Origin of the sequence: Bradyrhizobium sp. LTSP857 (genome assembly GCF_000938285.1) — a bacterium.
GTDB lineage: Bacteria > Pseudomonadota > Alphaproteobacteria > Rhizobiales > Xanthobacteraceae > Bradyrhizobium.
Genome location: NZ_JYMS01000049.1, coordinates 561,649 through 577,014, shown reverse-complemented (window position 1 = coordinate 577,014; position 15,366 = coordinate 561,649). Strand labels below are relative to the sequence as shown.

Annotated in this window: 15 protein-coding genes; 7 read left to right on the top strand and 8 right to left on the bottom strand. The window is 63.2% G+C overall.

Annotated features, from left to right (window positions below; all coding sequences use genetic code 11):
* Positions 1 to 244 precede the first annotated feature (244 nt).
* On the top strand, positions 245 to 532 hold the full coding sequence (locus UP06_RS36150) for an usg protein (RefSeq protein WP_045008421.1): 288 nt from the start codon (positions 245 to 247) through the stop codon (positions 530 to 532).
* A 166-nt stretch (positions 533 to 698) separates the two neighbouring features.
* Positions 699 to 1,238 carry a cupin domain-containing protein gene (locus tag UP06_RS36145; protein ID WP_045008420.1) on the top strand — a complete coding sequence of 180 codons (540 nt, stop codon included), beginning with the start codon at positions 699 to 701 and terminating at the stop codon, positions 1,236 to 1,238.
* 135 nt (positions 1,239 to 1,373) lie between these two features.
* Here UP06_RS36145 and UP06_RS36140 read toward each other — a convergent pair whose 3' ends face one another.
* Complete coding sequence (locus UP06_RS36140) at positions 1,374 to 2,294, bottom strand: LysR substrate-binding domain-containing protein (RefSeq protein ID WP_082081846.1); 921 nt, start codon at positions 2,292 to 2,294, stop codon at positions 1,374 to 1,376.
* Positions 2,295 to 2,449: 155 nt separating this feature from the next.
* Here UP06_RS36140 and UP06_RS36135 point away from each other — a divergent pair, with 155 nt between their 5' ends.
* The 3 genes from UP06_RS36135 (at position 2,450) to UP06_RS36125 (ending at position 5,964) form a co-directional block, all read left to right on the top strand.
* Entirely contained in the window at positions 2,450 to 3,370 is a 921-nt protein-coding gene (locus tag UP06_RS36135; RefSeq protein WP_045008419.1) for an amino acid ABC transporter substrate-binding protein, read from the top strand.
* 40 nt (positions 3,371 to 3,410) lie between these two features.
* Positions 3,411 to 4,478: a threonine aldolase family protein gene (locus tag UP06_RS36130; RefSeq protein ID WP_045008418.1), complete on the top strand. Its 1,068-nt coding sequence runs from the start codon at positions 3,411 to 3,413 to the stop codon at positions 4,476 to 4,478.
* A 289-nt stretch (positions 4,479 to 4,767) separates the two neighbouring features.
* On the top strand, positions 4,768 to 5,964 hold the full coding sequence (locus UP06_RS36125) for a rhomboid family intramembrane serine protease (RefSeq protein ID WP_082081845.1): 1,197 nt from the start codon (positions 4,768 to 4,770) through the stop codon (positions 5,962 to 5,964).
* Between the two features lie 119 nt (positions 5,965 to 6,083).
* Here the strand turns inward: UP06_RS36125 and UP06_RS36120 are convergent, their stop codons facing one another.
* On the bottom strand, positions 6,084 to 7,334 hold the full coding sequence (locus tag UP06_RS36120; RefSeq protein ID WP_045008417.1) for a NupC/NupG family nucleoside CNT transporter: 1,251 nt from the start codon (positions 7,332 to 7,334) through the stop codon (positions 6,084 to 6,086).
* A gap of 161 nt (positions 7,335 to 7,495) precedes the next feature.
* On the opposite strand from UP06_RS36120, the gene UP06_RS36115 reads away from it, so the two are divergent.
* A complete protein-coding gene (locus UP06_RS36115; protein ID WP_045008820.1) occupies positions 7,496 to 8,734 on the top strand; it encodes an MFS transporter in 1,239 nt (412 codons plus the stop codon).
* Positions 8,735 to 8,938: 204 nt separating this feature from the next.
* On the opposite strand, the gene UP06_RS36110 is transcribed toward UP06_RS36115, so the two are convergent.
* From UP06_RS36110 to UP06_RS36085, 6 genes are all read right to left on the bottom strand, one after another.
* Positions 8,939 to 9,697 carry an SDR family oxidoreductase gene (locus tag UP06_RS36110; protein ID WP_045008416.1) on the bottom strand — a complete coding sequence of 253 codons (759 nt, stop codon included), beginning with the start codon at positions 9,695 to 9,697 and terminating at the stop codon, positions 8,939 to 8,941.
* 26 nt (positions 9,698 to 9,723) lie between these two features.
* Positions 9,724 to 10,482, bottom strand: coding sequence for a proteasome-type protease (locus tag UP06_RS36105; protein ID WP_045008415.1), 759 nt, complete (start codon positions 10,480 to 10,482; stop codon positions 9,724 to 9,726).
* A 115-nt stretch (positions 10,483 to 10,597) separates the two neighbouring features.
* Entirely contained in the window at positions 10,598 to 11,005 is a 408-nt protein-coding gene (locus tag UP06_RS36100) for a carboxymuconolactone decarboxylase family protein (RefSeq protein WP_045008414.1), read from the bottom strand.
* Between the two features lie 93 nt (positions 11,006 to 11,098).
* A complete protein-coding gene (locus UP06_RS36095) occupies positions 11,099 to 11,947 on the bottom strand; it encodes a transglutaminase family protein (protein ID WP_045008413.1) in 849 nt (282 codons plus the stop codon).
* A gap of 67 nt (positions 11,948 to 12,014) precedes the next feature.
* Positions 12,015 to 12,959 (bottom strand): alpha-E domain-containing protein, encoded by a 945-nt coding sequence (locus UP06_RS36090; RefSeq protein WP_045008412.1) that lies wholly within the window; start codon positions 12,957 to 12,959, stop codon positions 12,015 to 12,017.
* 4 nt (positions 12,960 to 12,963) lie between these two features.
* A complete protein-coding gene (locus UP06_RS36085) occupies positions 12,964 to 14,382 on the bottom strand; it encodes a circularly permuted type 2 ATP-grasp protein (RefSeq protein WP_045008411.1) in 1,419 nt (472 codons plus the stop codon).
* A 225-nt stretch (positions 14,383 to 14,607) separates the two neighbouring features.
* Between UP06_RS36085 and UP06_RS36080 the strand changes: the two genes are divergently transcribed.
* Complete coding sequence (locus UP06_RS36080) at positions 14,608 to 15,345, top strand: competence/damage-inducible protein A (protein ID WP_045008410.1); 738 nt, start codon at positions 14,608 to 14,610, stop codon at positions 15,343 to 15,345.
* Positions 15,346 to 15,366 lie beyond the last annotated feature (21 nt).

Genomic DNA, 15,366 nt, shown 5'->3' with positions numbered 1-15,366 from the left:
CACTCAGAAGCGCTGTGTGCCAGAATTCTTTACCATCGTTAACCGGCCTTGAGGCCGTATTAGCACGGAGCCGCCTCTGCTGCTAACGCATTGTATTTCAACAACTTGTTAAACTTTTGGGCTTGAGATGGATTGTCAGTTTGCGTCACATTTCTCTCATGTGAGCGCATCTCCACCGGGTGGCTCGTAAACAGCGTACCGGGAAGCCACCCCCTGAATATGCGCTCCTGCAAAGGAGGTTGGCATGGGCTTGCGGGCAGGCGCCGTTTCCGACGATTTCCGGAAACAGCTGTTGGGTTATGGGCTGACGACGGCACAAATTCTCTACCGGATGCCGGATCATCCATCGTTGCTTCAGACCTACGTCTGGCAGAACTACGACATGTTTCCGAAATTTCCGGCGCTGAAGGATTTCTTGGCCTTCTGGCAGCAGAAGCTCGATGGTCCGCTTCACTCGGTGACCGTCGCGCATTCCAAGCTGATCAAGCCGGCGGAATTGCGCGCGGTCGACGGTGTGTTTCGGCTGCATTGAGGCGAGCGGCGGACTCGTAGGGTGGGCAAAGGCGCGCACTTGCGCGCCGTGCCCACCACCTCTCCGCGATCGCATCTGGCAGTGGTGGGCACGCTTTCGCTTTGCCCACCCTACGATATCTCATTTCGTGTTAGCCTCTCCGCCATAACAATAGGGGAGGCCGTCCATGGCCAAGATAACGAAATCGCGCAACGCAGCGCAGGCCGCAGTGAAGAAGCGGAGCGGCACCAAGCCCGCAGCGAGATCATCTGCACGCAAGGCCGTGAAGTCGAAGGCGCGCTCCGCGCCCGCCAAGACCGCGCCGAAGAAATCCGCACGGCCCAAGCAGCGCATCGCGATCAGCCATCATCGCGAGGAAGACTTCAAGGCCGACGGTCTGCGTGCCTACGCAAAGTACCGCGATCTCGGCATCGCCGCTGCCAGCCACGGCCTCGCGCAAGCGCACGTGATCCGTTTGCAAGGTCCCTGCAATCCGGCCGAAGTCTCAAAGCTGCACTTCCACGCCGTCGATTTCCAGATGGTCTACGTGCTCAAGGGCTGGGTGAAAACCTACATGGACGGAGAGGGCGAGACCTTGATGAAAGAAGGCAGCGCCTGGACCCAGCCGCCGAAGATCAAGCACATGATTTTGGATTATTCCGATGACGTCGAACTGCTGGAGGTGATTTTGCCGGCGGAGTTCAAGACGGTGGAGCTGAAGGCGTAGACGCTCTCTCGTTCGTCATTGACGGGCCACTTGTAGCCCGGATGGAGCGAAGCGAAATCCGGGAAAGTCTCTCCGCGGAGAAGGTTGACCCGGATTGCGCTGCGCTCCATCCGGGCTACGGCAACTAACGGCCGACTACCGCTCAAGATAACCCAATTCCTCGCTCATGATCTTGCGAGCATATTCGCTGAAGGCATCGATCAACCGGCCGCGCGCGGCATAAGGCGGATAGAGCAGTGCGATCGTAACCGGGACCGCCGGGTTGAAGGGGCGCGTGATCAGGGCCGCGCCAGAGCTTTCGTCATGCGCGGCAATCGGGTTGATGATGCTGATGCCGAGACCCGCCGCGACCAGGGCACAGACCGATGCGCCCAGATCGGTCTCGGCAACAATGCGGCGCGTGACGTCCGCCTGCGCGAAGATCGTATCGATGCGATCGTAGAGCGGACTGCCCGTAGCGAAGGAGATGAAGGCCTCATCCGCGAAATCGGCCGGGCGCAGCGTCTTCTTCTGCGCAAGACGATGCGCCTTCGGCATGATTGCGACGCAACGGGTCTTGAGCACCGGTTCGACATGCACCCCCGCAACCTCGCCGTAGAGCATGGCCAACCCGGTGTCGCAAAGCCCGGAGCTGACCCAGTCGTGCACCGCGCTCGCCGTGCCGGACCGGATCGAGATCATCACATGCGGATAATCCATTTTGAAACGCGCCGCGATGCGCGTCAGCAGGCCGCCGGCCAAGCGCGGCATCGCCGCAACGCTTAGCCGACCCATACCGAACGAGCGGATGCTGGCTGCGCTGGCCTCCAGTCCGGCCAAGCCGATGAAAGTCTTATCGACCTCCTGGAAGAAGCGCGATCCGTCCACGGTCGGACGGAGGCGGCCGCCGCTGCGGTCGAACAGCGGGAATTGCGTGATCGCTTCTAACTGTCCGATCAGGCGGCTGATCTGGGGCTGCGAGGTATGCATGCGCTGAGCCGCTTGCGTCATCGATCCCGTCACGAAGACGGCCCGAAAAGCCTCCACATGCTTCAAGCCCATGCGTCTGGTGGCCATATCAAATCCGTATAGGGGAGTGTGAAACTGGAATTTCATCAGATCGGGCTTTTGGACGATAGTCCAGAGCATGAAGCCGTTCGCACGGAGCCGCCGTGTCGTTGCCTGCCCACCGTGGGCGGCGTCACGGACATTCGGGAAAAAAAGGGGACGACATGAAAGCGACAACGATCAAGGCACTCGCCGCGGCGACCGTCGCTATCGTTCTTCTTTCCAGCGAGGCCATGGCCCAGGGTGCGAGCAGGCTGGACAAGATCCGTGAGAGCGGCGCGATCACATTGGGGTATCCCGAGACCTCGGTGCCCTTCGCCTATCTCGACGGCAACCAGAAGCCGATCGGCTACACCGTGGAAATCTGTGAACGGGTGGTGCAGGCGATCAAGACGGCGCTCAAGCTTCCCAAGCTCGAGATTCGCTATAATCCCATCACCTCGGCGACACGTATTCAGCTGCTCGCCAACGGTACGATCGATCTCGAATGCGGCAACACGACCAATAATATCGAGCGGCATAAACTCGTCGCCTTTGCTCCCACCACCTTCGTTGCGCAGGTCGTCCTCGTCGCGCGCAAGGATGGCGGGGTCGATGTCAACGACCCGGCTTCGTTTCGCGGCAAGGCCATCGCCGCCCAAGCCGGCGGCCAGACTTTCAAGGTGATTACGCTGATCAACGCCAAGAACAATCTTGGCATCACGGTGGTGCCGGCCAAGGACACCGCCGAGACCTTCTTGATGGTGTCGACGGGCCGGGTGGCCGGCACCGCCAATGATGACGGTCTCGCCTATGCCACGGTCGCCTCGTCCAGGACGCCGGATGATTTCCAGATCGGTAGCAAGAGCCTCGAGGCGGCGCCCTATGGCATCGTCCAACCCAAGGATGATCCTGCTTTCAAGAAGATGGTCGACGAGGCCGTGATCGACCTGATCAAGAACGGACAGATTGCGGCGCTCTACGACAAATACTTTAATTCACCCATCCCACCGCATGGCCTCAACCTGAAATTTCCAATGAGCGCCGCCCTCAAGCGGGCGCTGGCCAACCCGACCGATTCCGGCGACCCGGCAGTCTACGAATGACGCGCCAAGCGTTCTATCAAGCGCTCTAGAGGTTCTCGCAATGGCACAACACGACACGAGTCCGGCGGGCGCTGGGTTGCCACCTATCGACCTGCGCAGCGATACGGTCACCAAGCCGACCGAAGCGATGTATGCCCGCATGGCATCGGCGCCGCTCGGCGATGACGGGCTGGACGGTGACCCCACGGCGCGGGAGTTGGAGGTCGTTGCGGCTGCGGCGTTGGGCAAGGAAGCCGGTTTGTTTGTGCCGAGCTGCACCATGGCCAATCTGTTGGCGACGCTGGCGCAGTCGCAGCGCAGCGAACAGATCGTGTTGGAATCCAGTGCTCATATGTACACCTCTGAACGAGGGGCGGCGACGTTCACGGGGCAGTTTTACTTCGCCGTTGCCGGCACCGCTGGCGCGATGGACCTGAATTTGCTGGAGGACGCGCTACAGGGCGAGGGGCTTAAGCTCAGGACCGCCCTTGTCGCGATGGAAACCTCGCACAACAATGCGAGCGGCGCCGTGCTGCCGCTGGAGCATATGCAGGCGGTGCACGCCATGGCCTCGGCCCGCGGCGTCCCGGTGCATCTCGACGGAGCGCGGCTGTTCAACGCCGCGGTCGCCCTTGACGTGGCGCCGGATCAGGTTGCTAAGCATTGCGACACGGTCTCCCTGTGTCTATCGAAGGGCCTGAGTGCGCCGGCCGGTGCCGTGCTTGCGGGGCCGCGCGCCGTGATCGACAGCAGCCGCAGATTCCGCCGCATGCTGGGAGGCACGCAGCGCCAGATCGGCATCCTGGCCGCAGCCGGCCTGGAAGCGGTTCAGGTCATGGGTGCGCGTCTGGGCGAGGACCACCGACGTGCGCGAGCCCTGAGTGATGCGCTGAACGCGTTGCATCCAAAGGTCAGCGCGACAATTCCGCAGACGAATATCGTGCAGGTCGATGTCTCTCTCTCCGGGCGCGACAGCGCCGCGTGGTCGGGGGCTCTGGAGAAGGCGGGCCTGAGGGCGAGGCCTTGGGGCAGGCATCGCCTGCGTTGTGTGACCCATCGCCATATCGACGACGCGGATATCGATCGCGCGGTCCTGGCATTTCGGACCGCGGCCTCAGCTTTGGTTTAGAGCACCCGCTGATGTGAATCGGGTCCTTGTAGCCCCGGATGGAGCGAAGCGAAATCCGGGAAACCGTGCGTGACGGTGCACTTTCCCGGATTGCGCTGCGCTCCATCCGGGCTACGAGTTCGTTGCTAACTCAGCCCCCGACGGTGAGGCGATCGTTAGAAAGCGCCCGATCCGCAAAACCGGGCAGTTACCACTCGGATGGTTTCAGCCGTCCCGCAGGGCGGTCGCTAACCAGTCGAAAATATTCCTCGCGTCAACTCGAAGCTGTGAGAATGCGGGACATGTTTTCATGGCGACCAATACTTTTGGCCGACGCGGCGTCGTAGCGCCAACCCCAAGGGCATCATTTCAACCCGTCGCCGCGCCGATCGCACCTCGGCCCTTGTCCAGTGAGGAGACGCTTTTTGGCGAGAACAAGCTTCTGGCCGATATCCCTTTCCTCACCATTGCCCTGATTTTCGGTCTGGTCCTGATCTTCGCGCTGCAACGCAGTCTGGCCATCGACATTGCGCGGGACGGCTCACTCGATGTCCGCTCGCTGATCGCTCAGGGTGCGTCCGGCTACGACCTTGTTGTCGGACGAAACGAGTGGTGGCGGATTGGCCTTGCGCCGCTTCTGCATGGCAGCCAGGGGCACCTCATCGGCAACTGCGTTGCGCTGTTCATCGTCGGCGTCAGGCTGGAGCCCCTGATCGGTCGTGGCTGGTTCTCGCTGATCTTCGTTGCCAGTGCGCTGGCCGGCGAGGCTGGCTCGCTCCTGGGCAATGGCCCCGGCTCGGTGGGCGTCGGCACGTCCGGCGCCATTACCGGGCTGATCGCCGCGCTGTTCGTCGCGAGCTTCGAGCCAGAGGCGGACGCCGATCAAACGATATCGAGACTGAAGACGTCGCTCTTCTTCGGTGTTCCAGCGCTGCTGCCGCTTGCCTTTGGAGCCTCCGGCAATGTCAACTATTATGCGCATGGAGGCGGTGCGCTGGCCGGCGCCGCGCTTGCCATCACGCCGTGGCTCGCCTTCTGGTCCTATGACAGCCTGCCGCGAAGCGCTGGCATGGTGTTGCTCGGAGGATTCGCCGGATCACTGATCTGCGCCGGCTTCGCCGCTGCTCATTATCGGTCCTACATCGCTGATGCCGGGCAGTATATGCGCGCGTCGGAAATGCCGGCGAGCACGCGCGAGATGGCCAGCCGTTCTACTGATTTCGTCAACCGCTACCCGAAAGACCCGCGGGCCCACCTGTTCCGCGCGATCTACTTCATTGAACAGAACAGCCTCGGTCCTGCCGAGACGGAAGTGCAAACCGCGATGTCGCTCGCCACCTCGGATGTGGCGGGCGGGTCGGTGCGATCCGTGGCGCAGGCCTTGCTGGCGCAGTTGCTGCTCGCGCGAGGACGGTCCAGCGAGGCGAAGGCCATGGCGGCCGAGGTGTGCCGCGCCAAGCTGGGTGAGGTCCGTCGTATGTTGGACAAGACGAAGTTGTGCGGCTGAGCGGGATGGCAGCTCGTAGCCCGGATGGAGCGAAGCGAAATCCGGGGCGACTGTCTGCGACGGAGATACTTTCCTGGATTGCGCTGCGCTCCATCCAGGCTACGACATCACGACGGGAGTCACGTAATGACCCCCACGATCGCGCCCATCAAACACGTCGTCAGAGTGCCCGACACGATTGACTTCAGTCCGAGCGCGTTGATCTCGTCGCGCCGATCCGGCGCCATCACGCCGAGGCCGCCGATCATGATGCCGAGGCTGGCGAAATTGGCGAAGCCGCACATCGCGTAGAGCATGATCAGGCGCGAGCGCGGATCGAGCGTACCCGGCGGCAGCTTTGAGAAGTCGACATAGGCGATCAGTTCGTTGAGCACGGTTTTCGTGCCCATCAGGCTGCCGGCCGTCACCGCCTGATCCCAGGGCAATCCCATCAGCCAGCACACCGGCGCCATCACCAGCCCGAGCAGCCGTTGCAGCGAGATCGCTGCGCCGCCGATATCAGGTAGAAGCCCGAGGATCGCGTTGACGAGATAGACCAGCGCCACCAGCACCAGCAACATGGCGACGATGTTGAGCAGCAGCTCGAGGCCTGCGCCGGTGCCCTTCACGATCGCATCCATCGTGCTGGAGACCTCCATCTCCGGATCCTCCAGCGCGCCGCCGGTTCGCTTATCGCTGGTTTCCGGTACCATGATCAGGCTGACGAGGATCGCCGCCGGCGCACCCAGCACCGACGCGATGACGAAGTGCGCGGCCGCGTCGGGAATCAGCGGGGCCAGCAACGTCGCGTAGAGCACCAGCACGGTGCCGGCGATGCCGGCCATGCCGCCGGTCATCACCAGAAACAATTCGCTTCGGGACATCTGCGCGAGGTAAGGCCGGACGAACAGCGGCGCCTCGACCATGCCGAGGAAGATGTTGGCGGCGGTCGAGAGCCCGACCGCGCCGCCGACGCCAAGCGTGCGTTCGAGCAGCCACGCCATGCCACGCACGATCGGCGGCAGCACACGCCAATAGAACAGCAGCGTCGTCAGCACGCTCATGACCAGCACGATCGGCAGCGCCTGGAACGCCAGGATAAAATCGGCTCCCGGCACTTTCAGGTCGAAGGGCAGGGCACCGCCGCCGATATAACCGAACACGAAGGAGGAGCCGGCGCGCGAGGCCGCGGAGATCGCACCGACTGCGTCGTTGATGGCGCCGAAGGCGTGCGCGACGACGGGCACCTTCAGGAGAACGATCGCGGTGACGAAGGTCATGGCAAGGCCGATCGCCGCCTGGCGCAGCGAGACCGCGCGGCGATTCTCTGCCAACGCCCACGCGATCAGCAGCAATGCGAAAACGCCGAGTGCCGATTGCAGCCGCAGCATGATGTCCCCAAACCCTCAATGATTATGGCCGCGCGTGCGATGCAAACGCAATGCCGGAAGACTGCGAGAGGTGTCCCGCTGTTGACAAGCACCTCTGCGTCAGCCACGCGGGGCGCATCGACATCAAGGGGGCGGATAGTCCAAGCGTGACCGAAGAGGCGATGACGGAGCAGCCGATAGCAGCGAATCAGCCGGTCAGCGCCCGCGCGCTCCTCTCCCACCGTGCCTTCCTGTTCTTCCTGCTCTCGCGCAGTCTGTCGCGCTTTTCCAGCCAGATCGCGGCGGTCGCGATCGGCTGGCAGATCTACGACCTCACCGGCTCGGCCTTCGATCTCGGCATGGTCGGCCTCGTGCAGTTCCTGCCCACAGCACTCCTGGTGTTCGTCGCCGGCCACGCCGCCGACCGTTTTGAGCGCAAGCGCGTGGTTCAGCTCTGCCAGCTCGTGGAGGCCGCGACCGCGCTCTATCTCGCCGTCATCACCTATCTCGGCGCGGTCAGCGAAGTGCAGATCTTTGTCGCGACCTTCGTGCTCGGCATTGCCGGCGCCTTCGAAAGCCCGACCACCGCGGCGCTCTTGCCGCTGATCGCGCCGCAGGGATCGCTCCAGCGCGCGACGGCGGTCGCGAGCGGTGCGGGGCAGGTCGCGACCATCACGGGCCCTGCGCTCGGCGGCTTCGCGTATGCGATCGCGCCGCATCTTGCCTATGCCGTGATGCTGGTGTTCTGGATCTTTGGCATGATCCTGACCGGCTTCATCCAGCCGCGTCCGCAGGCGGTCGCCAAGGAGGGGACGGGCTCGGACAATATTTTTGCCGGCGTCCGCTTCATCCGGAGCAATCCCGCGATCCTCGGCACCATTTCGCTCGACCTGTTCGCCGTGCTGTTCGGCGGCGTCACTGCGTTGTTGCCGATCTATGCCCGCGACATCCTCCAGACCGGCCCGATGGGGCTCGGGATCTTGCGTGCAGCGCCTGCTGTCGGCGCGCTGGCGATGACCATGGTGTTGGCGCGTCACGCCATCACGCGGCATGTCGGTATGCGCATGTTTCAGGCGGTGATCGTGTTCGGCATCGCCACAATCGTGTTCGCGCTGTCGTCCTGGATGTGGCTGTCGGTGCTGTCGCTCGCCATTTTGGGCGCGGCCGATACGATCAGCGTCGTGATCCGCTTCTCGCTGGTGCAGCTTTCCACGCCCGACGAGATGCGCGGCCGCGTCGGCGCAGTCAACTTCCTCTTCATCAATGCCTCGAACCAGCTCGGCCAGTTCGAAAGCGGCGTGGCCGCCGCGCTGTTCGGCGCGATGCCGGCCGCCGTGCTCGGCGGCGTCTGCACCGTCGCGGTGGCGCTGCTCTGGATGAAGCTGTTTCCAAGCCTGCGGCAGGTGGAAACCCTGGAGTAGGGAGCTCGCTCTCTCTCCCGTCATTGCGAGCGCAGCGAAGCAATCCAGAATTCCACCGCGGAAAGACCCTGGATTGCTTCGCTGCGCTCGCAACGACGATTGTTGAAGCAGCTCGTGGACTTACCTCGCGTCACCCCGGCGGCCGAGCAGCAGTAAGCGCCTCTTGACGCCTACTGTGCATGGGGTTGTTTTTCAGTTTTTAGTTCAGCCCCGTCCGACGAACGGCATCTTGCTCGCCATCACCGTCATGGTCAGCACGTTGGCATCGAGCGGCAGGCCGGCCATGTAGGCGACGGCATCGCCGACCGCCTTGGCGTCCATGCGCGGCTCCTGCTTCATGGTGCCGTCGGGCTGCATCACACCGGGGCCCGCGACCATGCGGTCGGTCATCGGCGTTGCGGCATTTCCGATATCGACCTGGCCGACTGCGATGTCGTACATGCGGCCGTCAAGATTGCTCGCCTTGGTCAGGCCCGTGATGGCGTGCTTGGTCGAGGTGTAGGCGGCCGAGAACGGCCGCGGCGCATGCGCGGAGATCGAACCGTTGTTGATGATGCGGCCGCCGCGCGGGGTCTGGTCCTTCATGATGCGGAAGGCGTGCTGGGTGCACAGGAACGGGCCGGTGAGGTTGGTGTTCACCACCGCCTGCCATTGCTCGAGGCTGAGGTCCTCGAAGTTCACTGGCGGGGCACCCATGCCGGCATTGTTGAAGAGCACATCAAGCCGGCCGTAGGTCTGCGCCACCTTGGCGAACAATGCTGCAATCGAGTCCGGCTTGGTCATGTCAGCCGTGACACACAGGCTCTTACCGGCCGGACCGAGCTTGGCGGTCTCCTCGAGCATGTCGAGCCGGCGGCCTGCGAGCACCACGGTGAAGCCGGTGTTCATCAGCGCCAGTGCGGCGGCGCGTCCGACTCCGGTGCCGGCGCCCGTCACCACTGCGATCTTCTTTGCTTCACTCATCGTTTCCTGCCTTTTCTCTTAAGCTGTCAGGTTTTGGGTTCTTTTTCGTTCTTGTAGGGCGGCCGCGGAATGTTCTGATGCGCGGCGCGTAAGGCCGCCGACCAGCGCGAGCGCAAATCGTGGAAGTAGGGCTCGCCCGCCTCGATGCGATGGTTGAGATCGGCATCGCAGGCATCGGCCCGCACCACCAGCACGTCGATCGGCAGGCCGACGCCGAGATTGGAGCGCATGGTCGAATCCATCGAGATCAGGCCGGTCTTCAGCGCCTCGTAGAGTTCGACGTCGTAATGCATGGCGCGGTCGAGCACCGGCTTGCCGTATTTGTGCTCGCCGATCTGAAGGTACGGCGTGTCGGTGGTGCACTCGATGAAATTGCCTGCCGTGTAGACCATGAACAGGCGCATGCGGGCGCCCTTGATCTGGCCGCCGAACAGGAAGGAGACGTCGAACGAGACGTCCTCGGATTTCAGCGCCGGGCCTTCGGTGGCGTGCACCGCCCGGATCGCCCGGCCGATGCGCTGGGCCGCCTGGAACATGGTCGGCGCGTTCATCAGCGTCTCGATGTCGCCAGTGGTCGGATCTTCCAGACCCTCGGTGAGGGTGGACAGCACGGACTGGCTGATGGCGAGGTTGCCGGCGCTGGCGATCGCCATGATGCGGTCGCCGGGCTTGTTGAAGATGTGCAGCTTGCGGAAGGTCGAGACGTTGTCGAGGCCGGCATTGGTGCGGGTGTCGGCGATCATGACGAGCCCGTCCCGAACCAGGATTCCGCAACAATAGGTCATTTCCAGTCCCCGAACGCGAGCGCTTTTATCGGCGCCAAACTAGTAGCCAATTTCGGGGGCGCATGAAACCCCCTGTTCCCTGCGGGCGCCGTGCACTGAGGAGCAAAAGCCTATCTTATTCAGGGCCATCGACGAGAAACGCCGCATCGACGGGGACGCCCAGCGCCGTGACCAGCCGGTTCGTCTCCGCGGCCATGCCGACGATGGCGAGCATCTCGCCATATTCGGCCTCGGTCATGCCCTTGGCCCGTGCGGCGGCGGTGTGCGAATGGATGCAGTAATTGCAGCCATGCGCCACCGAAACCGCGACATAGAGCATTTCCTTGATCTTGGGATCGAGCGCGCCTGGCGCCATCACCTCCTTGATGCTCTCCCAGGTCCGCCGCAGCGTCTTCGGATCATGCGCCAGTGCGCGCCAGAAATTGTTGACGAAATCCGACTGCCGCGTTTTGCGGATGTCGTCGAAGACGGCGCGCGCCTCGCTGGAGAGCTCATCGTCCGAAAGCAGCTTTACGGTCGCCATGGGGTGCCTCGCAGGGTCTGATCTGATCCTGCGAATGTAGCACGGCTCAGGCGGTCGGTCGGCCACGCCGCTTGGCGAGATGGGGCTGTGCGCCTAGCTCTGCCGCTGAGATTGCGACTGCGATTGGCCGCCACGGCCGGCCTGCTCGACCTTGACCGCGACCGACAGCGTTTCCGCGCCACCGCCATAGCGAGTGCCGCGCACGGGGGCTGCGCCGAGATAATCGAGCCCGATCGCGACGCGGACGTGGGCATCGGTGGTGCAAATGCTGTTGGCGGGATCGAAGCCGACCCAGCCGAGACCGTCGACGTAAGCCTCCGCCCAGGCATGGCCGGCGTCCTGATGCACCGTGCCGTCGGAGCGCAAAAAATGGCCGGAGACGAAGCGCGCCGGCACGCCGCCGGTGCGGGCGCAGGCGATGAAGATATGCGCGTAGTCCTGGCAGACGCCGCGCTTGAGCGTGAACGCTTCGGCAGCCGACGTGCCGCTGTTGGTCGGGTCCTCGTCGAAGGTCATGTGCTCGCTGATCTGCGTCATCAGCGTGTGCAGGAAGCCGAGCGTGTCGCTCTCGGCCTCGCTGCGCAACTGGCGTGTGACCGCCGCCATCGCGGGATTGACCTCGGTCAATTCGGTCGTGCGCAGGAACATGCCGGCCGGAAAGCGCTCGTCGGCACCGCGCAGCACGCCGCCGGTGTCATGGGTCTCGATCAGGCCCTCGGCGGTGATCTTGATGTCGCCGACGGGTCCACAGGACAGCACGTGGGTGACGTTGCCGAAGGCGTCCTCATGGGTGTCGAGCTTGGTGTCGGTCGAGACGTCGATCTGCCATTCCGCCACATATTGTCCGTCATGGCTGCACGGCGTCATGCGCAGGATCTGGATCACGCTGGTGGCCTGCGGCTCGTAGCGATAGGTCGTGATGTGCTGGATTCGCAGGCGCATGGTGAACCGTTGTTCTGGCGACGTCATTCCGGGTTCGCCCTGCGGGCGCCCGGGAATGACGGCAGTATCAGATCAAATACTGCTTTGTGATGATTTCGCCCAGCCTGGAATTGTCTGCGATGAATTCCTGAATGAATTCATGGACGCCATGCTGGAAAATGTCGTTCATATTCGAGTGTTCGAGCCGGTTGCGGATGCCGCGGGCGTGGCGCTGGGCCGGGCCCTGGCGGCCATAGGCGACGCCGATCTGGTCGAGATTGCGCGTTAGATTGTCGTAGCAGCTCGCCAGCGAGCGCGGCAGCGTCCCGTTGAGAATGAGCAGATCCGCGACCAGCCACGGCTTCAGCGTCTCGCGGTAGACCCAGTGATAGGCCGTCAGCGCCGAGACCGAGCGCAGGATCGAGCTCCACTGATAGAAGTCGAGCGGGCCGCCGACATGCTCCTCCTCGGGCAGCAGCACGTGGTACTTCACGTCGAGAATGCGCGCGGTGTTGTCGGCACGCTCCAGATGCAGGCCGAGGCGCGAGAACCAGTAGGCGTCGTTGCGCAGCATGGTCCGGTAGGCCGAACCGTCGAAACGCAGCGAGGTCTCCTGCACGAAGCGCAGGAACTTTGCGAGATCCTCGCGCGTCGAGGTGCCCTTGTTCCAGACTTCCTGCAATTCGATCCAGGCCGAGTTGATGGTGTCCCACATCTCGCTGGTCAGCGCGGTGCGCACCGAGCGTGAGTTCAGCCGCGCCGCCTCGATGCAGTTCCTGATCGAGGACGGATTGTTCGCCGAGAAGGAGAGGTAGTCGACGACGTTATGCTCGTTGGCTTCTTCATATTGCTGATAGAAGCTCGCGGCGACACCGGCGGTGAGCAGCGCCGAATCCCATTCATTGGTCTTGCCGATATAGGCAGCCGGAAGCGCGGTGACGCGTAGCGTTGCGTCGATGGTGCGCGCGAGATATTCGGCCCGTTCGACGTAGCGGGCGAGCCAGTAGAGGTTTTCGGCGGTACGCGACAGCATCTCTCTACTCGTCCAAAATCCAGGTGTCTTTGGTGCCGCCGCCCTGGCTCGAATTCACCACCAGGGAGCCTTCCTTGAGAGCAACACGTGTCAGCCCACCGGGCACGATCGTGGTGCTCTTGCTGCCCGTGAGCACGAAGGGCCGCAGGTCGACATGGCGCGGCGCGAGGCCACTTGCGGTGCAGGTCGGGCAGGTCGAGAGTGCCAGCGTGGGCTGCGCGATAAAGCCTTCCGGCTCGCGCTTGAGCTTCTCGCGGAAGGCTTCGATCGTCGCTTTGGTCGCGGCGGGACCGATCAGCATGCCGTAGCCGCCGGAGCCGTGCACTTCCTTCACGACGAGGTCGCCGAGATTGTCCAGTACGTAAGCCAGATCCTTCGGCTCGCGGCAGCGCCAGGTCTGAACGTTCTTCAGGATCGGCTCCTCGCCGAGGTAGAATTTCACGATCTCCGGCATGTAGGAGTAGATCGCCTTGTCGTCGGCGATGCCGGTGCCGACGGCGTTGGCCAGCGTGATGTTGCCGGCCGCATAGGCCGACATCAGCCCGGGCACGCCGAGCGCCGAGTCGGGCCGGAAGGTGAGGGGATCGAGGTAATCGTCGTCGACGCGGCGGTAGATCACATCGACCCGCTTCACCCCTTCCGTCGTGCGCATGAACACTTCGTTGTTCTTGACGATGAGGTCGCGGCCCTCGACCAGTTCGATGCCAAGCTTGTCGGCGAGGAAGGAGTGCTCGTAATAGGCCGAGTTGTAGACGCCGGGGGTCAGCAGCGCGACCGTCGGCTCGCCGGAGGCACCTTGCGGCGCCACCGAGCGCAGCGCGGAGAGCAGCTCGTCCGGATAGCGCTCGACCGGCGCCACCCTGTGGCGGGCGAACAGATCCGGAAACAGCCGCATCATGATCTCGCGGTTTTCCAGCATGTAGGACACGCCCGACGGCGTGCGCGCATTGTCCTCCAGCACGATGAAGTCGTTGGCATCGACCCTGATGATATCAATGCCGGCGATGTGCACGTAGATGTCGTGCGGCACCTGCTGGCCGTTCATCTCGGGCCGGAACACCGGGTTCTGGAAGATCAGGTCGTCGGGTACGATCTCGGCGCGGAGGATATCTCGGCCGTGATAGATGTCGCGCAGGAACATGTTGAGTGCGCGCACGCGCTGCTTCAGCCCCTTCTCCAGCAGCGCCCACTCCTTGCCCGACATGATCCGCGGGATCACGTCGAAGGGGATCAGGCGCTCGGTGGATTCGGAATCGCCATAGACGGCAAAGGTGATGCCGATCCGGCGGAACAGGAGCTCGGCTTCCTGGCGGCGATATTCGAGCGCCTCGGGAGGCGTCTCCTTGAGCCAGCGCGCCAGCTCCTGATAGGCGGGGCGAAGGTCCCCACCCGGAATGTTCATTTCATCAAACGCGACTGCCATAGATCCCGACTTGTTTCCCTGGCCATGCGGCGAGAGTGCATGACTTTCCTAGGTGGTAGCAAGGGGCGGGCCAGCGCGATAAGCATGGACTTGAGATATTTGCCGGGGATGGGCCGAGGGCTTGCCTGAAAAAATGGCTGAGGACTGCTTATTTCGGCAGCAAAACCGCGTGACTTCAACGCGTTACCCCGGCAAATTCGGCGGGAAAGGTGAGGGACGTAAGTTATGAGCGAGATCGTCACGGCGGGCATTCTGGTCATCGGGGATGAAATCCTGTCCGGCCGGACCAAGGACAAGAATATCGGCTTCATCGCCGAATACCTGACCAATATCGGCATCGACCTGAAGGAAGTCCGGGTCGTCTCCGACGACGAGGACGACATCATCGCCGCCTTGAACGAACTGCGGCATCGTTACAATTACGTCTTCACCACCGGCGGCATCGGCCCGACTCATGACGACATTACCGCTGACAGCGTGGCCAAGGCGTTCGGGGTCGGCATCGACCACCACCCGGAGGTGGTTGCCCGTTTCCGCGAGCGCTGGAGCGAGCAGGATCTCAACGAGGCCCGCCTGCGGATGGCCCGCATCCCCGACGGCGCCGAGCTGATCCAGAGCGCGACCATTTTGGCCCCCGGCTTCAAGATCGGCAATGTCATCGTGATGGCGGGCGTGCCGTCGATCATGCAGGCGATGATGGACATCGTCTCGCCCAAGCTGAAATCCGGCGTTCGCATGCTGTCCGAATCGGTCCGCGCCAATGCGCGGGAGGGCGACATCGGCAGTCCGCTGCGGACGATTGCCGCCGACCACCCCGACACCATCATCGGCAGCTATCCCTTCATGGACGAGGACTCGAAGCCGAACACCAATCTGGTGGTGCGCTCGCGCGACGCGGACAAGCTCGCGGCCGCGATGGCGGCGGTGAAGGAAATGCTGGCAGGATTGAACATCACCCGGTAGCAGGAAGCTGCCGGCAGACGA